This is a genomic window from Prosthecobacter sp. (genome assembly GCF_044236155.1).
Classification (GTDB): domain Bacteria; phylum Verrucomicrobiota; class Verrucomicrobiia; order Verrucomicrobiales; family Verrucomicrobiaceae; genus Prosthecobacter.
Window position 1 is genome coordinate 23,339 of sequence record NZ_JBIIHA010000038.1, and the last position, 18,282, is coordinate 41,620.

The window sequence follows — 18,282 nt, forward strand, 5'->3', positions numbered from 1 at the left end:
TTCGGATTTCGTCTTGGCCTGCCGCGTGGCGCATGCTCTACATGAAGCATGGCTGACACCCGCGCCCTCATTTCCACTCCCGCCGACCTCAAGCCTTCCACCGCCTGGAACGAGACGGTCTGGGCCTACACGAGCGAGGAGGAGCTTGTCGATCACACCACGAAGGCGCGGCTCTGCGTGGCCACGCTGCTGCCGTTCAAGGACCGAAAGCCGGACTGGGACGGCTTCAACAAGAGCGTGCGGTGGATGCAGCAATGCGCGGCTTATTATGGTGTAGAAATGGTCTTCGTGCTGAATGCGGACACGGGTTACATCTTCGATCTCAGCAATGATTTGTATGCTGAAGTGCTGAAACGCTTCCGAGCCGAGTTTCCGACGCAGCGCTTCATCGCGGGCGTCACCGCACGCGGCGCGGAGAACGACACCGCCTTCAAAGCGGAGCGCTACTGGACGCTGCTCGACATCGCGCAGGAGCATGACAACTGCGAGATGATGATCATGACCAGCAAGCTGCTCAACACGCTGGAGAACGAGCCGCGACGCGACGCCTACTTCCAGATTGCCGAGCATCTCATCCGCCCCGGCATCGCGCATGCGCTGGAGCCGTCCTTTGTGCCCTGGGCCACGCCGTTTGACCCGTGGCTGTTCCACGAAATCGCGCTGCATCCGAAGTATGTGGGCGGCAAAGTCAGCACGCTCGACGAGCCGCACTTCCATTACTGGGCGGCGATGTGCAAAGGACTCAACTTGCCCTTCTCCCCGCACAGCGGTGATGACTACGGCATCGCCACGGCGATCAAGCTCGGCCTGCCGCTGCTCATCGGCGCGGGTGTGAGCGCATGTCCGCTCATTTGCGCGGCGAAGGACATGTGGCTGCTCGACAGCGTGGCCGACAAAAAATCCAAAACCGGGACCGGTCGCTTCGACACGCGTGTGTACAAGCTCTTTGAAGCCTTTCAATCCTTCGAAGACCTCGTCTTCCGCCTCGATGAGCGAATGAGCGCTTCGCCTTACAAACACAGCACCGCGCATGTGCTGCATCAACTTGGTCTCATTGATGCGCCGGAAGCGCATCCCGACTGCAAAGATCTTCGCGGCGCTGATGAGGCCCGACGCATGGAAGAAGCCATGCGCCGACCGCTGCGTGTGGCGAAGAAGCTGGGGATTCCGTTTTTCGGGGCGTGATCGTGAAACAGGCTGCCAATTAATTTCACACGCCGTTCAGAATCGCCTCCATCATCCGCAGCGCATCGCGATTTGGTTTCACATCGTGGACGCGCACAATGCGAGCACCGTGTTCGCGGGCGTGGGCGGTGAGGGCGATGGTGGGCCAGAAGCGGTCGTCCATGGACTCCGAGTTGAGCACTTTGGCGATCATCGACTTGCGGGAGACGCCGATGAGGAGCGGGCGCAGCGTGGCGAGCTTCGGCAGTTCGCGCATGAGGGCGAGGTTATGCTCCAGCGTTTTGCCGAAGCCGAAACCGGGATCGAGCACGACGCGGTCGAGGGCGATGCCCTCGTTTTCGAGCAAGCGCAGGCGGTTTTTGAAGTAGCCGCGCACCTCGGTGACGACATCGTCGTAATGCGGGTTCGCCTGCATGGTTTGCGGGGTGCCGGTCATGTGCATGACGACAAGGCCGGCGTTGGTTTGAGCCGCGAGACGCGGCATCGCGGCATCGGCGCGCAAACCGGTGACGTCGTTGATGATGTCGGCCCCGGCATCGAGCGCGGCACGGGCGACGGCGGCCTTCATGGTGTCGATGGAGATGAGCGCCTTGGTCTGCGAGCGGACGGCACGAATCACGGGGATCACGCGCCGGAGTTCCTCGGCCTCTTCGACGGGCTCGGCGCCAGGACGCGTCGATTCGCCGCCGATGTCGAGAATATCCGCGCCTTCGGCGAGAAGCGTGAACGCATGCTCGACGGCCCGGCCGTGGTCATTGAAGCGCCCGCCGTCGGAGAAGCTGTCGGGCGTGACGTTGACGATGCCCATGATGAGGCCGCGATGCGTGAGATCGAGGTCGTGGTTGCCGAATCGCCAGCGGAGCATGCGGCATGGTGGCGCGAATTTGCATTCGTCCAATGAGAAAACTGGAGATGCGCGGCAGGTTGTTCTATGAAGACCACATGAAGCCCAACCCCGCCGTGCTGCTGCTCGTTCTTCTCGCCCTTGGAGGCATGGCGGGGCTGTTTTTGTCCGGGATGAAGCCGGAGTCACCAACGGCCAAGGAAGCACCAGCGGAGGTGATGCCAGCGCCGCTGCCGGCGGGCAGCGTTGACGACCTGCAGAAGCAGATCGTGCTGCTGCAAGGGCAGATCGAGTATCTCCAGGGGCAGAACGACGCGTTGAAGGACGAGAATGCGGCCCTGGTGCAAAAACTCGGCACGCTGGGCATGAAGAACACGCCGCCAGTGGTGATGAAGGATGACGATGTGGCTCCGGACTTCGTCGGCATGGGGCTGGAGATGATGAAGATGCGCAAACTGCACGCGCTGCCGATGGTGACGACGACGGTGAGCCAGGCGGAGGTGGAGGAGGCGATCCTGAAGTGGCTGAAGCAGCAGCAGCCGGGGGATGCGGCAAAGAAGTTGAGCCGCGGGCTCACGGCGCTTGGCTGGATTCCCGAGGCGGTCGATCCGCTGCCTCTGCGGGCGGCTCTGCTCGCACGGCAGCTTGGCGGCTGGTATGACGCGGAGTCGGAGACGATGCTCACGATTGATCCTTCGACAGCTTCCGGTGCATCGGTGACGGACAACGAACCGCTGGGCATCGCCTTCGGGCAATTGCTGCGTGAATACGGCAGCACGCTGTTTCAGCCGCAGCATGGGCCGCTGACGACGGACATGCGCATCGCGCGTGAATCTCTCATTTCAGGCGATGCAGCGTTGACGCGCTTCCTGCATTCGTTGCAAAATCCGGCCTCCGCGCCGAAGGATGATCTGCCGGCCGAAGATCCCGATCATCCGTTCAACCAGGTGCCCATGCCCGCGTTTTTGCGCGAGATGGCGCTGTTCCCGTTCAGCCGCGGGTTTGATTTCGCGCAGACGCTGCATAGCGCGGGTAATTTCGCGCAGTTGAACGCGGCCTACAGCCGTCCGCCCATCAACACGGCCGAAGTGATCGAACCGGAGGTGTATTTAAATCCCGAACGGCCTGCGCCGCAGGAGATCAAACTGGATGACGTGAAGCTCGGCGGCGCGCTGCCGTTTCTCGACGACCGGCTCGGCAAATTCGCCTGCGCGACGGCGCTACGCATGCACAACGACGACGAAGCCGCCGGCGAAGGCACGCGTGGCCTCGTGGCGGACCGCTTGCTGTGCTGGGCGGCGGATGGCGGTGCGAAACGCGACCACGCGGCATGGCAGACCTTGTTCCAGGACAAGGCAAGCGCCGACGCGTTCGTCAAAGCGATGCTCAATTCATTACGGCAGCGCTATGAAACGAAGGGCGAGGCCGAATTTACAGCTCAGGGCCGGTTTGTGGCGCTGGTGCGTAATCGCGGCGAGGCCGGTGTGGTTTTGATCGATGCGGCGAGCAATGAAGCACGCGCCGCGCTGAAACTATTGATGAAGTGATGACCGCGAGACATGTCTTTTACACCGGCCGCGTCCAGGGCGTGGGTTTCCGCTACAGCACCAAGCGCATTGCCTCCGGCTTTGACGTGACCGGATGGGTGAAAAACCTGCCGGACGGCCGCGTGGAGCTTTTTGCTCAGGCGTTTGAGGTGGAGGAACTGGAGGCGTTTTTGGAGGACATCCAGCGCAGCAGCCTCGGCTCGCACATCAAGGAGCGTGAGGTGAAGCTGGTGGCCGCAGACCCAAGCTTGCGCGGATTCAGCATCGTGCGTTGATTGGTGCCATTCTTTCCTCATGGCCGACACACCCGCCGTTTCCGTCAACCATCTGACCAAGGTCTTCAAAGGCACCTTGGTGAAGGGGGCGTTTCGCGCGGTGCATGATCTGTCACTCGAAGTCAGGGCAGGGGAGGTCTATGGCCTGATCGGACCCAATGGATCGGGTAAATCAACGACGATGAAGGTCATTCTCGGCCTGCTGAAGCCGACTGAGGGCAGCACGAGCATTTTTGGCGTGCCGAGCACGGAGGTGGGAAGCCGTCACAGCGTGGGCTTTCTGCCGGAGAATCCGTATTTCTACAAGCATCTGACCGGACGCGAGACTTTGCGCTTCTACGGCAGCCTTTGCGGCATGAGCGGCACGAGACTCAAAGACCGGACCGAGGAGATGCTGGCGCTGACGGGCCTGGAAGATGCCGCGACACGCCGCGTGGGCGGTTACTCCAAAGGCATGCTGCAACGGCTCGGCCTGGCGCAGGCGTTGATTCACGATCCACGGCTGCTCGTGCTGGATGAGCCGACGGCGGGCGTCGATCCGGCGGGTTCTCGAAAAATTCGTGATCTGATCATCGAGTTTCGCACCCGTGGCATCACGGTGCTGGTCACGTCGCACCTTTTGGAGCAGATGCAGGAGGTGTGCGACCGCGTGGGTATCATGGCGCACGGCCGCATGGTGCGTGAAGGACGGTTGGAGGACTTGATCGCCGTGGAGAACCAGACGGAGATGGTTTTGGAGAATGCGACGCCCGAGCTGCTGGCGAAGATCCGCGAGCTGGTCGTCAAAGAAGGCGGCGGATCGAAAATCCTGCACAGCGGCCATCCGCGCACGACGCTGGAACGTCTTTTCCTCGAAGCCACGAACGAAGCGAAGAAATCATGAGCGACGCGACGACAACTTCTGCCGCTTCAAAGGTCCGCTTCTCACCACGGCGGGTGTGGACGCTGGCGCTGGCGACGATGACGCAGCTCATCCGCATGAAGATCCTGGCCTTCCTGGTGGTGTTCTGCCTGCTGGCGGCGGGAGCGGGCTTCGCCTTCTCGGTGATCAATCCCGAGCAGCAGCTCAATCTCCTGAAAAGTGTGACCTTGGGCGCGCTGCAGATTTTCAGCATTGTGATCGGCGTGGTCTCCACCGCGCTGCTGCTGCCGAAGGACATGGAGGACCGCACGCTTTACACGATCTTGTCCAAACCGGTGCCACGCTTCGATTACCTGCTCGGGAAGCTGCTCGGCGTGCTGATGCTTATCGGCGGTGGTTTGATCGTGATGGACGCGGTGCTGAGTTTGATTTTATGGATGCGGCAGTCGCTGCTCTTTGAGGATGCCGTGGCACGCATGCGCCTGGAGAAAATGGACTCACCGGAGGCGGTGGCGCAGGTGCGGGAGATCGTGGCACGGCAGGGGCTCACCTGGAACCTGCACTGGGCCGTGTGGGCGATCTTTTTGAAGGCCACGGTGGTGACGACGGTGGCGCTGCTGCTCTCCAGCATCGCGAGCTCGACGCTGTTCACCATCGTGATCACGTTCTGCGTGACGATCATCGGCCACGGCGAGGCGCTGATCCGCGAGTTTTTCTTCCGTCCGTATCTCTCCAGCAGCATGGCGCGTGCGGCGTCGTTTTTTCTCGCGGCCATCGTGCCCGACCTCGCGCAGTTTGACATCGTGGACAGCGTGGTGAACGGCGAGATCGTGCCGTGGGCGGCGGTTTATGACATGACAGGCATCGCGGCTCTCTATGTGACGGTTTACCTTTTCGTCACGCATCTGCTGTTTGTGGAGAAGGAGCTATGAAACGAAAACTCCAGGCCATCGCGGTGCTGCTGGTCTTCGGCGCGGTAAAACTGCCGCTGGAGGAGCGGGTGACGCGGGATCTGCGGCAAATGAAGATGCTGGAGGAGCCGCTGCGGCTTGGCGTGGGCGAGGAGCTGGGCCAGGCGGGACTGGCGGCGGCGCTGGGCGGTTTGCGCGGGCTGGCAGCGTGCATGTTCCAACTGCGCGCGCATGTGGAGTTCACGAATGTCAATTGGGCAAAGGTGGACAGCCTCTACAAGCTGGTGACACGCTTGCAGCCGCGAAACTTCCGCTACTGGGAGGAGGCGTCGTGGCACATGGCCTACAACGCGGCCTCGCATTATCTTTACAACCAGGAGCTCAAACCCGCCTTACGCGGTCAGCTTTATCATGATCATGTGATGCGCGGCGTGGCGATCCTGGAGGAAGGGCTCAAATTCCTGCCGGACAACCCGCGGCTGTGGCAGAAGCTGGGGGAAACGCACTGGCACCGCACGAAGAACTTCAAAAAAGCGGGGGATGCCTACTGGAACTCCTTCCAGAACGGCGGCTTGGGCTTCACGGAGCGGTTTGCCGGGTACGCCTGGGCGCAGTCGAACGATCCCGAGTCATGGCGGAAGGGATATGCGCTTTTGAAGCGGCTTTACGACAAAAGCGGCCCCACTCCGGGGCTGGTGGAATATTTGAAGCTGCTGGAGCAAAACCTCAAGCTCCCTGCCGCGCAGCGCATCCCGGACGCGGTGCCGACGCGCAAAGGGCCGGACCCGCAGGCAGGGCCGTTCAGGTGACAAGGTGGGCACACTTGCATTGATTGACTTGAACTGTGTTCGGGTGAAATTTCACATGAACCCAGCCAATGCCTGCGAAAATAGACATTCCCCGCAAATCGATCTACCGCCTGTCCATCTACCAACGCTGCCTGCACCGGCTGCGTGAGAACCAAGTGGACACTGTGTCCTCGGCCGCCCTGGCAAAGGCCGCCGGGGTGAAATCCACCCAGTTGCGCAAGGATCTGGCCTATTTCGGGCAGCTTGGCACCCGTGGACTTGGCTACAATGTCGAGGCTTTGAGCAGCACGATCGGCGATGTGCTGGGGCAAAACCGTCTGCAGTCGGTGATTCTCGTCGGCGTCGGCAATCTTGGCTCGGCGTTGCTGCGTTACGGCGGCTTCCGCAAGGAGGGCTTTGAAGTCACCGCTGCGTTTGACCTCGCGCCGCGCAAACTGCCGCAGTTGACCGTGCCGATCCTGCCCATGTCGGAGATGGAGTCCTTCATCCGCCGCAACAACGTGAAGATGGCCATCCTCACCGTTCCGGCCAGCGGCGCTCAGTCCGTGGTCAATGACATGGTGCGCTTCGGCATCCAGGCCATCCTGAATTTCTCGCCAACGGTGCTCGACGTGCCGGAGCAGGTCGTCGTGAACAGCGTCGATCTGGCCGTGGAACTGGAGAATCTGAGCTACTTCATCCGCTGAACGGCGGCTGATCAGTAACTCCGCGCAAACACCACGCGGCGCGAGCTTGGTTTGCCGGTGAGGAAGCACTTGCCCTGCTCGGCATACTGTTCGCCCAGAGGGATGCAGCGGATGGTGATCTTGTTCTCCTTCGCGATCTTTTCCTCCTCCTCCATGCTGCCGGCCCAGTGCATGAGCGCGAAGCCGCCGGGGGCGTCATCAGCGAAGAAGGCTTTGAACTCGTCGAGCGTGTCGAGCTTCTTCATGTTCGTGTCTCGCAACGCGGTGGCGCGTGCAAGCAGCGCGTCCTGGATCTCCTGCAGGCGCTCGGAAACGGTTTGGATGAAGTCCTCCTTCGGGATGAACTCCTTGTCCTTCGGAGTCTTGTCGCGGCGCACCACGGCCACACTGCGGCTGGTGATGTCGCGGGGGCCCATCTCGACGCGCATCGGCACGCCTTTCTTGATCCACTCCCAGTTTTTCTGGCCGCCGGGCAGGTCGCGCTTGTCCACATGCACGCGGATCGGCTCTCCTGCGTAGGTCTGCGCGCGCAGTGTCTGCGCGAGAGCCTCGCAGGCGTCGATGATCTCCTGGCGCGTCTCCGGCTTCGGTGTGACGGGCAGAATGACGATCTGCTGCGGAGCGACGCGTGGCGGGATGATGACGCCGTCGTCATCGCCATGTGCCATGATCAACGTGCCGATCATTCGCGTGCTGACGCCCCAGCTCGTGGTGTGAACGAGTTGCCGCGTATTGTCGCGACCCAGGAACTGGATGTTCGCGGCCTTGGCGAAGTTTTGACCGAGGTAGTGCGAAGTACCGGCCTGGATGGCTTTGCGGTCCTGCACCATGGCCTCGACTGTCAAAGTGCGCACAGCGCCGGGGAAACGCTCGCGTTCCGTCTTCTCGCCGGGAATCACAGGCAGGGCCAGATGATCGCGCATGAACTCTTCATACACGCGGTGCATCAACTCCGTCTCCGCGATGGCCTCCTCTGCCGTTTCATGCGCGGTGTGGCCTTCCTGCCACAGGAACTCGGCTGTGCGCAGGAACAGACGCGGACGCATCTCCCAGCGCATCACGTTGGCCCATTGGTTGATCAGCAGCGGCAAATCACGATAGCTTTCCACCCAGCGGGCAAAAGCAGCGCCGATGATCGTCTCCGAGGTCGGGCGAATCACGAAGGGCTCGGCCAGTTCGCCGGTGGGGATCATCTTGGTCGTGCCATCCGGCTGCTTTTGCGCTTCCAGGCGGTGATGCGTGACCACGGCGCACTCGGTGGCGAAGCCCTCGGCATGCTGCGCCTCTTTTTCCAGGTAGCTCAGCGGGATCAACAGCGGGAAGTAGGCGTTCACATGCCCCGTGGCCTTGAACTTCACATCGAGCTGGCGCTGGATGTTCTCCCACAGGCCGTAGCCCCAGGGTTTGATCACCATGCAGCCGCGGACTTCGGAGTTCTCCGCCATGTCGGCGGCACGGACGACCTGCTGATACCATTCGGGAAAGTCTTTCTCGCGCGTGGGGGTGATGGCGGTGGCGTTGCTCATGGTTTTGGGGCGCGCAGAGTAGAGGCAAACCGTCCCCGGTCAAATCCGCCGAAAAGCATTCACAGGGGTCAAAATCGGCATTGCCCTGCAAGAATCCGCTCTCTTACACTGACTGTCTTCCCGTTATGCGTTCCCTCCTCAGCCTCGCTCTCATCGCCTCCGCCGCCTTCGCGGCCGACACCCACAAGTTAACCCGCGTTTATGAAAAGATCGCCACCGAGCGGCCCATCGCCGTCGTGATCCCGGACGATGGCAGCGGTCGTGAATTCCTGGCCCTGCAGCGCGGAAAGATCCTCATTCTGCCAAAGGACGAGCAGGGCACGGAGGCGAAGACCTTCCTCGATCTCTCTCCGCGCGGCATGGAGGCCAAGGACGGCCTCTTTGAAGAAGGGCTCAACGGCCTCGCCTTCCACCCGAAATTCAAGGACAACGGCCTCTTCTACCTTTGCTACACGCTGCAGAAGCCGAAACGCCTCGTCATCACCGAAATGAAGGCTGACGGGGACAAGGCCGACGAAAAAACCGAGCGCACCCTGCTTGAAATCCCGCTCGTGAACTGGAACCACCACGGCGGCAACATTCTCTTCGGCCCCGACGGCTTCCTCTATATCGGCGTCGGCGACAACTCGAAGCGCAACGGCGAATTGAAGATGTCCCAGCTCAACGCCACGCTTTACGGCAAGATTTTGCGCATCGATGTCAACAGCCGCGAGTACAGCAACGCCTACGGCATCCCTGCCGACAATCCTTATGCCAGCGGCGTCAACGCCCTCCCGCAGATCTACGCCAACGGCATCCGCAACCCTTGGGGCATGAGCTTTGACGCCAAAGGACATCTCTGGTGCGCTGATGTCGGCCAGGACATCTGGGAGGAGATCAACTGGATCACCAACGGCGGCAACTACGGCTGGCAGTATCGCGAAGGCCCCGCCCCGTTCCCGCTGAACACCGAGACGCCGCCCGCCGATGCGAAATTCGTCGAGCCCATCCATGCCTACAATCACGCGGACGGCCTCAGCATCACAGGCGGCATCGTTCACGCCGGCAAATCGCTGCCTGAACTCCAGGGCGCCTACATTTATGGCGACTTCGTGCTCGGCAAAATCTGGGCGCTCAAAACCGACGATGCAGGCAAGTTGAAGTCGAACGATCTCCTCTACACCAGCCCGCAGACTCCCGCCTCGGACCCGAAAAAGAAACCCACGGTCCTCGTCAAGCCCACCGCCTTCTGTGCCAACGCCTCCGGTGAGCTGCTGGTGCTCGACTGGAATGGTGCGATTTACAGGCTGGGCAAGTAGCGATGTCCTCGTGGAGAGCGGTCGGCACTACTTCCAGAACTTCTCCACCGCTGCCACGAGGCCTGGAATGCTGTTCTCCTTGGCTTCCACATCGACCTTGAGGCCGTGCTCCTTGATGGCGGCGCTGGTGATGGGGCCGATGCTGGCGATTTTGCACCCGGCGGGCAGGGGAACCTTCAAATTCAGAAAGTGTTCGACGGTTGAGGCGCTGGTGAAGGTGATCATGTCCGCGCCCTCGTTCTTGAGCACGGCAAGCGCCTCCAGGTTGTCCTCTGTTTCGGCGACGGTGCGGTAGCCGATGGCCTCATCGACGATCGCGCCCATGCCGGTGAGCCCGTTGGCGATGACTTCGCGCGTTTCCGCGCCACGCACCCAGAGCACGTTGACGTTTTCCATGTTCTGATGCTGGTCAAAGGCCTTCACGAGTCCTTCGGCGACGTAGTTTCCTTTGTCCGGCATCAAATCGACAGCCAGGTGACGCGCCTTCACTTTCTCCGCCGTGCCGGGGCCGACGCAGGCGATGCGAGCGCCGCCGATGCTGCGGGCGTCGTTATAGAGCTTGTCGAACATGGTGAAGAACGCGTCCACGCCGTTCGGGCTGGTGAACACGATCCAATCATAGGTATGGCAATCCTGAACGAGCTGGCCGAACTCAAGCTGGTCCGCCGCCGGCTCAATGCGGATGGTGGGCAGTTCGATGACCTCCGCGCCGAGCTGCGCGAGCTTTTTGCTCAAAACACCCGCCTGCTGCCGGGTGCGCGTGACGACGATTTTTTTTCCGAACAGCGGGCGGTCTTCAAACCAGTTCAACTGGTCGCGCTCGGTGACGACATCGCCGATCACGGCCACAGCGGGTGCTTTGAAGCCCGCGGCCTTCACTTTCGCGGCGATGTCGGCCAGCGTGCCGACAAGCGTCTGCTGGCAGCCATGCGTGGCCCAGCGAACGAGGGCGACGGGGGTCTCCGGCTTCGCGCCATGCTTCAAAAACTCACCGGTGATGGCGTCGATGCGCTCCACGCCCATGAGAAAGACCTTTGTGCCGTCGGCCTGCGCGAGCTTCGCATAATCGAGCGACGTTTCTGATTTTGTCGGATCTTCGTGGCCGGTGAAGATCGTGAGCATGGAGGCATGCGAGCGATGTGTGACGGGAATGCCCGCGTAGGCCGGTCCGGCGATGGCGGAGGTGATGCCGGGCACGATTTCGAATTTCACGCCCGCTTCGTGCAGTTCCGCCGCTTCCTCCGCGCCGCGTCCGAAGAGCACCGGATCGCCGCCTTTGAGCCGGGTGACGGTTTTGCCTTCCTGTGTGAGCTTGACGATGAGTTTGTTGATTTCCTCCTGCGGCAGTGTGTGATCACCCGCTTTCTTGCCGACGTAGATGCGCTCCGTGCCGGGCTTCGCGTAACGCAGGTGCTCAGGGTTGCACAGGTAGTCATAAACGAGCACATCGGCGGCCTCGATGCACTCCTTGCCCTTGAGCGTGAGCAAGCCAGGATCGCCCGGACCGGCGCCGACGAGGTAACAAATGCCAGGGGAGGTGGTTTTGGAGGACATGGTGTGAAAGGGCGCGCAAAGTGCCGAGAGAGCTGTTGATGGCAAGGCAGGAGCTATGGAGGGCCGACGATTCGTCGGACTGGGAATCTCTTTTGCCGACGAATCGTCGGCTCTCCATAGTCAGGCATGCCCCAAGCACCGCCCATCACGCTGAATCTTCCCGCCGCCTGCGATCCCTCGCTACCCGCCTTGCTGGCGCTTTCGGGCGGGCGCGATTCGGTGGCGCTGCTGCACCTGCTGCTGGAGGCCGGATTCACGAATCTGGTCCTCTGCCACCTCAACCACGGCCTGCGGGGCATGGAATCGGACGGCGACGCGGCGTTCGTGCGGCGTCTGGCGAAGAAGCATGGGCTGAAGTGCGAGGTCGAGGCGGAGGATGTCACCGCACTGGCCGGAAAGCGCCGGATTTCGACAGAAACCGCGGCGCGTGAGGCACGGCATGCGTTTCTGCTGCGCATGGCGGAGAAACATGACACCTGGGTCGTTTTCGTGGCGCATCATGCCGAGGACCAGGCGGAGACCATCCTCGCGAACCTGTGCCGTGGCAGTGGTGTGGCCGGTCTGGCGGGCATGCGGCTCCTGCAGCGGCTCGATTCGGGGCTGCATCTGGTGCGTCCGTTGCTTGAGGTGAGGAGGAGTGAAATCGACGCGTTCCTGAAGTCAAAGCGCATCAAATTCCGCGAGGACTCGAGCAACAGCTCGCTCAAGCACCGACGCAACCGCCTGAGACACGAGGTGCTGCCGCTGCTGAACGATGTCTTTGCCCGTGATGTGACGGCCCTCATCACACGGCTTGGCGTTCTGGCGGATCGTGATGATGATTGCCTGCAAGGCCTGGCCGTGGCGCATCTCTCGGCTCCAGGCAGCCTGAAAGATGATCGTTCGCTGCTGGTCACGAAGGAGCTGCTCGCTTTGCATCCAGCCCTTTTGTCACGCGTGATCGCCCTCTGGCTGCGTGAGGTGTGGGGGCTTCAGGGGATCGAGAGTGACGATATTGAGGCCATCATCGACATGCTGGCTCCGGGCGGGCCAGCAAAAATCAATCTACCCCATGACAAGCATCTGCGTCGCAAGGCGAAGCGATTGTGGGTGGCGTGATCTCAGCCCTCCAGCGTGTGAATGAACAGGCCTGAGCGCAGCTTGGGCTCGAACCAGGTGCTTTTCGGCGGCATGATCTGGCCGGCGTCCGAGATGGCCATGAGTTGATCGACCGTCGTCGGGAACATCGAGAAGGCGACGCTGAAATCGCGGCTGTTCACGAGTTTTTCGAGTTCGGCGGTGCCACGGATGCCACCGATGAAGTCGATGCGCTTGCTGGTGCGCGGGTCGTCGATGCCGAGCAGCGGCTTCAGCAGGCGATCCTGCAGGATGCTGACGTCGAGCTGGTCGATGGGGCTGGCATCCTTGGCCGCTTCCCACGTCAGCTCATACCACTGGTCCTTGAGGTACATGCAGCACTGGCCGGGCTTTGTCGGCGATTTGATCGTGGTGGGCTTCAGGGTGAAGATTTCACCGACTTTCTTGATGAACTCCTCGCGGTCGTTGCAGTTGAGATCTTTGACGGCGCGGTTGTAGGGCAGGATTTTCAGCTCGTTGCCGGGGAAGAGCACGCTGAGGAACCAGTTGTAGTTTTCCTCGCCGGTGTGGTTCGGATTGGCCTCCCGGCGCATTTTACTGACGCGGAAAGCGCTGGCGGCGCGATGATGGCCGTCGGCGACGTAGGCGCACGGTACCTGGCTTTCAAACAAGCCGGTCAAGGACACGCAAAGTCCAAGCGACAGGCGCCAGACCTGATGACGCACTCCATCGGGCGCGTTGATGTCGTAGATCGGCTTTTCGGCTTTCATGAAGCCATCGATCAGGGCGCTGATGCCCGGGCGCTGGCGGTAGGTGAGGAAAATGGGGCCGGTATTCGCGTCGAGCGTGTCAACGAGGCGCGTGCGGTCGTCCTCCTTGTCCTGCCGGGTCTTCTCGTGCTTCTTGATGATGTCCTTCTCGTAATCCTCGGTGTGGCAGACGGTGACGAGGCCGGTCTGGCTGTGTCCGGCGATGGTTTGACGATAAAGATACATCGCGGGTTTCGTCTCGCGGGTGAGCACACCCTCCTTCTGCATGCGCAGAAAGTTTTCCCTCGCCTTCGCATAAACAGGCGCGGAATAGGGGTCGATTTCAGGATCGAGGTCGATCTCGGCGCGGTCCACATGCAGCAGGCTGTTAGGCTTGCCTTTCGCGAGGGCGGCGGCCTCATCGCGGTTTACGACGTCGTAGGGAACGGCGGCGACTTCGGAGGCGAATTTGGGATTGGGGACGAGACCTTTGAATGTGCGGATGCGCATGGGGCGGGATAAAACGCCGCTGCATCATTGTCAATCCGCACTCTTGGCTTGATTCGCCTCGTGGTTCTCACGGGCGATCTTCCGGGCTGCCGAAACGATGTGCGTGCAGGCCTCGATGCAGAGCAGTGGAATCGAGTTTGGCGCGTGATTCGGCCGCGCTTTGTCCGCCGCGGCGGCTTCCAGCGGCTGATTGACTGTCAGCGGCCAGAGAATTCGTCGCAGGCAGTTCTCGTTCGCGCAGGTCTTCCCGACCATCGCGTGCGCCTGATCGTCGCGAATCGTGTTGGTGAAGCGATACATGCCCGTCTGGCGGCCCAGAACCTCCCGCAGCGGAACGGCGGCGAGTTTTTCACGCTCCAAAGCATGCGCCATGCCCACGGCGGCCGGGTAGAAGAAATCGAGCGCCAGACGCACCTCGTCGAGTGTGTTGAGATCGAGTTGCCAGCCGCGTTTCAGCGTCGGCGCGCTGTGCAGCGGCCGAAAAGCGCCCTTCGCGTCGTATTGCGCGATGGTGCGGGCCGCCTCGACCTCGTGATGCGGCTCCAGGCCGTCTTTGCCACGATCCGCGACATGAGAAAGCGTGAAGCTCCCATCTGCATTCGAAGCGATCGCGATCTCACCGATGGTGTCGCGGCCCTCCTTCAACCAGCGCTCCAAGGCCGGCAGCAATTCGGCATTCGGCATTCCGCATTCGGCATTGGCGATGCCGTGCTTCGCGTCGAAATCATGCACTTGGTCGAGAATGACATCCGCCATATGCGGTTCGGTGCCAATGGCTCCGCTGTAGTAAAGCAGGCGGCCTTGCAGTTCGTGCGGGTTTTGATGGAAGACACCGAGCTCGCTGAGCGCGGCGCCGGTTTCCTCTCGCATGCCCAGGAGAACGGGGATGTCCTGGAAACTGTGAAGGCCGTCGGCGATGAAGAAGGGCACGACGACAACATTCGGCGCGGTGGTGAGCTTGGCCCAATCGGCCACGAACGGCGCCTCCTCCATGTAGGCATCAGCCACTTCGGCGAAGCCGTGTCCGCCATCGCGGATCAGCGCCACCTGCGTCTCGATCACCTTGCGCGAGTTTTCATTCAGGTTTGTGCCGTGACCGACGATGATGAGGCTGGTTTTATCACGCGGCACACCGGGGGCGACTTCATCGGCCCGCTGCAGCAGCAGTCGCGTCATGTTCGGGTGGATGCCGACAGGGTCGCAGTAATGGATGGTTTTTCCATCACGACGAGTGGTCGGGCCGTCGAGGCGGAGCTCACGCGGGAGCACCTGCTGGCAGAAATAGCCCTCGCTGATGAAGTTCGGCACGATGTAGATGACTTCACTGTCGGTCATCTCATAGACCTCGCGCATGTTCGGCTCCTCCTTCCAGAAGCAGCACACAACCTCGCGAAACAGGCCTCGGCGGCGGATTTCATCGGCGTGCAGATGCGTCGGGGCGCTGGAGTCGGGATTCACCGTGGAACCATGACCGACGATGATGAGGGAGGCGTGTGAGTGCGGGCTCAAAGAGTTGATGGGGGCTGGAATGACGAAATCAGAATGATGAATGATGAATGAAGCCCGAGTTACGACGGTGGCAGGCAGTTTGGACACAATTCCTCATTCGCCATTCTGGTTTCGTCATTTTTTAAGCCTCAGCCATGTCGGAAGCGGATGTCGCGAATCTTGGCGTCGGGCAGCTTGGCTTGGAGGCGCCTGAGGATTTTTGCCTTTTCGAGCGAGAGGGCGTGATGCGCGGTGGGCTGCATGAGGCGCACGGTGAGGATGCCGCGCTCAATGGTGTCGGGGCGGGTGAGCTTGAACAGGAAGGCACCCACGATCTCCTCCCAGGCCGCGAGGACATCCTCGAGCTTCACACGATTTGTCATGCCGCACTGTGCGACGATTTTTGGGGCCAGATCGGCCACGCTGAGAGTCGGCAGGTCCATCAGCGGCCCGTCGGCCACGCCACGCCATGCCGCCACCAGGCGATGTCGCATGATCTGGCGGGCAGTGGGCTTGCGGTCGTTCACAGGGCCATGCTAGACGGCAATGGGCGCGTGCTAAATAGCAAATTTCAAATCTCGCATTCTTCTTCCTGCCCGTTAAAGATGGCGCTCCCCCGAGACCAGCCATCATGTCCGACGTTTCCATCCCCACCGAGCACACCGATCCCGTGAACGCCCAGATCCTCGCCGTGAGCGAGGACCGCGTGAAGGGTTTTCACCAGCATCCATTCCAGTTCATCTCCCAGGAGAGCGGCGTGCCGTTTGACACTGTGGTGGAGCGCATCCGTGCCATGCTGGCCGCCGGCGTGATCCGCCGCGTGCGCCAGACTTTGCTGGCAAACAAGCTCGCGGAAGGCGCGCTCGTCGCGTGGAAGGTGCCGACGGAGAAGCTCGACGCGGCATTTGAGTTCCTGTTCAAACAAGATCCGTTCAGCGGCCATGTCGTGCTGCGCAGCACTGACCGCGAGGTCAGCGGCAGTGATTTCCGCCTGTGGACGACGCTGAAGGTGCCGCAGGACCGCAACATCAACGACCACTGCGATGTTTTGAAGCGCCTCATCGGCGCCTCTGATTACTACACCATGCAGGCTCATGGCATTTTCGCCCTCGGCGTGGGGCATGTGCGTCGCAAAACGATGGAACCTGGCGAAAAAGCCGACGAGCCAGCCGTCATGATGACCACAAACATCGCCGACCTCGACGAGGAGGAGTGGAATGTGCTCCTTCACCTCAAAGGCGATCTCAAGTCCGAGGAAATCGGTCCTGAGCCATGGGCAGGCCGCGCAAAAGACGCAGGCGTGAGTTTGGAGAAGTTCTGTGAGGTGGCGAAAAGCCTCGACAAAAAAGGTGTCATCGGCCGTTTCTCGACTTTCCTCGAACATGTGAAGCCGAGTGCCAGCGGCCAGCGCGTGACCCGTTTCAACGCCCTCTTCCACTGGAAGGTGCCGAAGGGCATGGAGGAACGCGCCGGCGGCGAGGTGGGCCGTCATCCCATCATGACGCACTGCTACTGGCGTGAAGGCGGTGACCGTTTCGCCAACGTGAACATCATGGGCGTCATTCACGGCACCGACAAGGAAACCGTGCTCGCCCATAAGGCCGCCATCGACAAACACCTGGCTGACGTCGGTATCCCGTTGCTTTACACCAACGTGTTTTGGGGCGGCCGCAGCGAGATCAAGCCCAGCGAGATTTCACCGATCGTCTTCAAGGAATGGCACGCCAAATGGGCGGATGTGCCAGGCCCTGTGGTTTGAAGCAGGCTTTGATGAATGTGATTCTGAGCCGGTTCTCGTTGCCCGGATATGCGGATTTGAAGTTCTTTACTTGTCGAAGAACGACTCTTCCTCGCGGTCACCGACCTTCAGATAGCGGTAGAACACCTCGAGCTGGAGGGTGCAAAGGCACTGGCGATAGATGTCGTCGGCGGCGTCACCGGCGGGCCAGTTGGGACGGCCGCGTTTGAAGGAGCCGTCGGGCTGCTGGGCGCTGAGGATCTGCGGGAGGAACTGCTGGTTGTAGAACTTCCATTCGTCGCCTCCCTGTTGGAAGAACGCCTGGGTGTAATAATACCAGCAGTACAGATTGCAGTTCTTGTTCCAGTCGAGCGGCTCGGCCGCGAGGAAGTCATGGAGGAACTTGATGCCCTTCTTGATGGCGGTGGTCTTGCCCTTGGCCATCGTTTGCAGGCCGAGAATGCCGACACCGGAGAGAGACCACTGGTTGTAGTGCGCGTCACGGTTGGTGCCGCCGAAACCGCCGTCCTTGGTCTGCATGGTTTCGAGGTAGTCGGTCATCTTGCTGATGGAGGCGTGCAGGCCGTCGATCTTCAATCCGGTATTCTTCGCGGCCTTGAGGGCCTGGAATTGCCAGCCAACGACAGAGAGGTCGGCACCACCTGCCTTGTTGTAAACGATCTGTTCCTTGCCGCCGTAGGCCCAGGCTCCCTTGGGGGTCTGGTTTTCGATGATGACCTTCACGCCTTTTTCAAAGGCCTCACGCATCCCTGGAAGGGATTTGCTTCCTAGGCGCGCGAGCGTGTACATTTCGCCGAGCGCATAAGTCGCGATGCCGTGCTCGTAGGTGCCCGCTCCGCCTTTGCCGCCGGCGGCCTCGCCCTTCCAGTTGTCGGAGAAGATTCCATATGGGTTCTTCTTGCTGACTTCGATCAGATACATGATGCCCTTCATCACATTGTCCCCGTAGAACGGCGACTCCGGAGTCTCGCAGCGGCCCAGGTAGCACAGCAGCGCGAGACCGGTCATGGCGGCCTTGTTGCCACGGCCCCAGGAGCCGTCGGCGTTCTGCTTGCCCTTCAGCCACTCCAGCGATGCGCTCACCGCCGCCTCACACTCCGGCGTGCCGCCATTCTGACGCAGCTTCTCCAGGCGCTCCTGCGTCGAGCAGCGGCTCCTCATCGACGGTGGCAAAGTCACAAAACCCGCCGCTCCGCCCATCC

General features: G+C 61.2%; 17 protein-coding genes. 10 read left to right on the forward strand and 7 right to left on the reverse strand.

Annotated features, from left to right (window positions below):
- The first annotated feature begins 48 nt into the window (after positions 1-48).
- The gene (locus tag ACILSE_RS21475; RefSeq protein WP_395719493.1) at positions 49-1,185 is read left to right on the forward strand and encodes a hypothetical protein; all 1,137 of its coding nucleotides are present in this window, start codon (positions 49-51) and stop codon (positions 1,183-1,185) included.
- A 25-nt stretch (positions 1,186-1,210) separates the two neighbouring features.
- Here ACILSE_RS21475 and folP read toward each other — a convergent pair whose 3' ends face one another.
- The gene (gene folP, locus ACILSE_RS21480) at positions 1,211-2,050 is read right to left on the reverse strand and encodes a dihydropteroate synthase (RefSeq protein ID WP_395719494.1); all 840 of its coding nucleotides are present in this window, start codon (positions 2,048-2,050) and stop codon (positions 1,211-1,213) included.
- A 77-nt stretch (positions 2,051-2,127) separates the two neighbouring features.
- On the opposite strand from folP, the gene ACILSE_RS21485 reads away from it, so the two are divergent.
- The 6 genes from ACILSE_RS21485 (at position 2,128) to ACILSE_RS21510 (ending at position 7,119) form a co-directional block, all read left to right on the forward strand.
- Positions 2,128-3,576: a hypothetical protein gene (locus ACILSE_RS21485; protein WP_395719495.1), complete on the forward strand. Its 1,449-nt coding sequence runs from the start codon at positions 2,128-2,130 to the stop codon at positions 3,574-3,576.
- Positions 3,576-3,851, forward strand: coding sequence for an acylphosphatase (locus tag ACILSE_RS21490; protein WP_395719496.1), 276 nt, complete (start codon positions 3,576-3,578; stop codon positions 3,849-3,851). The genes ACILSE_RS21485 and ACILSE_RS21490 overlap by 1 nt, the downstream gene beginning before the upstream one ends.
- A gap of 19 nt (positions 3,852-3,870) precedes the next feature.
- On the forward strand, positions 3,871-4,734 hold the full coding sequence (locus ACILSE_RS21495) for an ABC transporter ATP-binding protein (protein ID WP_395719497.1): 864 nt from the start codon (positions 3,871-3,873) through the stop codon (positions 4,732-4,734).
- Positions 4,731-5,645 (forward strand): hypothetical protein, encoded by a 915-nt coding sequence (locus ACILSE_RS21500; protein ID WP_395719498.1) that lies wholly within the window; start codon positions 4,731-4,733, stop codon positions 5,643-5,645. The genes ACILSE_RS21495 and ACILSE_RS21500 overlap by 4 nt, the downstream gene beginning before the upstream one ends.
- Entirely contained in the window at positions 5,642-6,433 is a 792-nt protein-coding gene (locus tag ACILSE_RS21505; RefSeq protein WP_395719499.1) for a hypothetical protein, read from the forward strand. The genes ACILSE_RS21500 and ACILSE_RS21505 overlap by 4 nt, the downstream gene beginning before the upstream one ends.
- A 68-nt stretch (positions 6,434-6,501) precedes the next feature.
- The gene (locus ACILSE_RS21510; protein ID WP_395719500.1) at positions 6,502-7,119 is read left to right on the forward strand and encodes a redox-sensing transcriptional repressor Rex; all 618 of its coding nucleotides are present in this window, start codon (positions 6,502-6,504) and stop codon (positions 7,117-7,119) included.
- Positions 7,120-7,130: 11 nt separating this feature from the next.
- Here the strand turns inward: ACILSE_RS21510 and proS are convergent, their stop codons facing one another.
- Positions 7,131-8,645 carry a proline--tRNA ligase gene (gene proS, locus ACILSE_RS21515; RefSeq protein WP_395719501.1) on the reverse strand — a complete coding sequence of 505 codons (1,515 nt, stop codon included), beginning with the start codon at positions 8,643-8,645 and terminating at the stop codon, positions 7,131-7,133.
- A 125-nt stretch (positions 8,646-8,770) separates the two neighbouring features.
- Here proS and ACILSE_RS21520 point away from each other — a divergent pair, with 125 nt between their 5' ends.
- Positions 8,771-9,943, forward strand: a complete 1,173-nt coding sequence (locus tag ACILSE_RS21520; protein WP_395719502.1) for a PQQ-dependent sugar dehydrogenase — start codon at positions 8,771-8,773, stop codon at positions 9,941-9,943.
- 27 nt (positions 9,944-9,970) lie between these two features.
- Here the strand turns inward: ACILSE_RS21520 and cobA are convergent, their stop codons facing one another.
- Entirely contained in the window at positions 9,971-11,497 is a 1,527-nt protein-coding gene (cobA, locus tag ACILSE_RS21525; RefSeq protein ID WP_395719503.1) for a uroporphyrinogen-III C-methyltransferase, read from the reverse strand.
- A gap of 126 nt (positions 11,498-11,623) precedes the next feature.
- On the opposite strand from cobA, the gene tilS reads away from it, so the two are divergent.
- Positions 11,624-12,595, forward strand: a complete 972-nt coding sequence (gene tilS, locus ACILSE_RS21530; protein WP_395719504.1) for a tRNA lysidine(34) synthetase TilS — start codon at positions 11,624-11,626, stop codon at positions 12,593-12,595.
- Between the two features lie 2 nt (positions 12,596-12,597).
- Here tilS and ACILSE_RS21535 read toward each other — a convergent pair whose 3' ends face one another.
- From ACILSE_RS21535 to ACILSE_RS21545, 3 genes are all read right to left on the reverse strand, one after another.
- Positions 12,598-13,833 (reverse strand): DUF1015 domain-containing protein, encoded by a 1,236-nt coding sequence (locus ACILSE_RS21535; protein ID WP_395719505.1) that lies wholly within the window; start codon positions 13,831-13,833, stop codon positions 12,598-12,600.
- A 30-nt stretch (positions 13,834-13,863) separates the two neighbouring features.
- Positions 13,864-15,342, reverse strand: coding sequence for a CbiX/SirB N-terminal domain-containing protein (locus tag ACILSE_RS21540; RefSeq protein WP_395719506.1), 1,479 nt, complete (start codon positions 15,340-15,342; stop codon positions 13,864-13,866).
- Positions 15,343-15,470: 128 nt separating this feature from the next.
- Positions 15,471-15,815 carry a DUF721 domain-containing protein gene (locus tag ACILSE_RS21545; RefSeq protein WP_395719507.1) on the reverse strand — a complete coding sequence of 115 codons (345 nt, stop codon included), beginning with the start codon at positions 15,813-15,815 and terminating at the stop codon, positions 15,471-15,473.
- Between the two features lie 137 nt (positions 15,816-15,952).
- On the opposite strand from ACILSE_RS21545, the gene ACILSE_RS21550 reads away from it, so the two are divergent.
- Positions 15,953-17,080, forward strand: a complete 1,128-nt coding sequence (locus tag ACILSE_RS21550) for an Lrp/AsnC family transcriptional regulator (protein WP_395719508.1) — start codon at positions 15,953-15,955, stop codon at positions 17,078-17,080.
- 66 nt (positions 17,081-17,146) lie between these two features.
- Here ACILSE_RS21550 and ACILSE_RS21555 read toward each other — a convergent pair.
- Positions 17,147-18,282, reverse strand: a 1,136-nt coding sequence (locus ACILSE_RS21555) for a prenyltransferase/squalene oxidase repeat-containing protein (protein WP_395719509.1), incomplete at its 5' end; no start/stop codon positions are given.

What these genes read in the sequence shown, in the direction of transcription:
- ACILSE_RS21475 (WP_395719493.1), top strand. Translation starts at nt 49, where the DNA reads ATGGCTGACACCCGCGCCCTCATTTCCACTCCCGCCGACCTCAAGCCT.
- folP (WP_395719494.1), bottom strand. Translation starts at nt 2,050, where the DNA reads ATGCTCCGCTGGCGATTCGGCAACCACGACCTCGATCTCACGCATCGC.
- ACILSE_RS21485 (WP_395719495.1), top strand. Translation starts at nt 2,128, where the DNA reads ATGAAGCCCAACCCCGCCGTGCTGCTGCTCGTTCTTCTCGCCCTTGGA.
- ACILSE_RS21490 (WP_395719496.1), top strand. Translation starts at nt 3,576, where the DNA reads ATGACCGCGAGACATGTCTTTTACACCGGCCGCGTCCAGGGCGTGGGT.
- ACILSE_RS21495 (WP_395719497.1), top strand. Translation starts at nt 3,871, where the DNA reads ATGGCCGACACACCCGCCGTTTCCGTCAACCATCTGACCAAGGTCTTC.
- ACILSE_RS21500 (WP_395719498.1), top strand. Translation starts at nt 4,731, where the DNA reads ATGAGCGACGCGACGACAACTTCTGCCGCTTCAAAGGTCCGCTTCTCA.
- ACILSE_RS21505 (WP_395719499.1), top strand. Translation starts at nt 5,642, where the DNA reads ATGAAACGAAAACTCCAGGCCATCGCGGTGCTGCTGGTCTTCGGCGCG.
- ACILSE_RS21510 (WP_395719500.1), top strand. Translation starts at nt 6,502, where the DNA reads ATGCCTGCGAAAATAGACATTCCCCGCAAATCGATCTACCGCCTGTCC.
- proS (WP_395719501.1), bottom strand. Translation starts at nt 8,645, where the DNA reads ATGAGCAACGCCACCGCCATCACCCCCACGCGCGAGAAAGACTTTCCC.
- ACILSE_RS21520 (WP_395719502.1), top strand. Translation starts at nt 8,771, where the DNA reads ATGCGTTCCCTCCTCAGCCTCGCTCTCATCGCCTCCGCCGCCTTCGCG.
- cobA (WP_395719503.1), bottom strand. Translation starts at nt 11,497, where the DNA reads ATGTCCTCCAAAACCACCTCCCCTGGCATTTGTTACCTCGTCGGCGCC.
- tilS (WP_395719504.1), top strand. Translation starts at nt 11,624, where the DNA reads ATGCCCCAAGCACCGCCCATCACGCTGAATCTTCCCGCCGCCTGCGAT.
- ACILSE_RS21535 (WP_395719505.1), bottom strand. Translation starts at nt 13,833, where the DNA reads ATGCGCATCCGCACATTCAAAGGTCTCGTCCCCAATCCCAAATTCGCC.
- ACILSE_RS21545 (WP_395719507.1), bottom strand. Translation starts at nt 15,815, where the DNA reads ATGCGACATCGCCTGGTGGCGGCATGGCGTGGCGTGGCCGACGGGCCG.
- ACILSE_RS21550 (WP_395719508.1), top strand. Translation starts at nt 15,953, where the DNA reads ATGTCCGACGTTTCCATCCCCACCGAGCACACCGATCCCGTGAACGCC.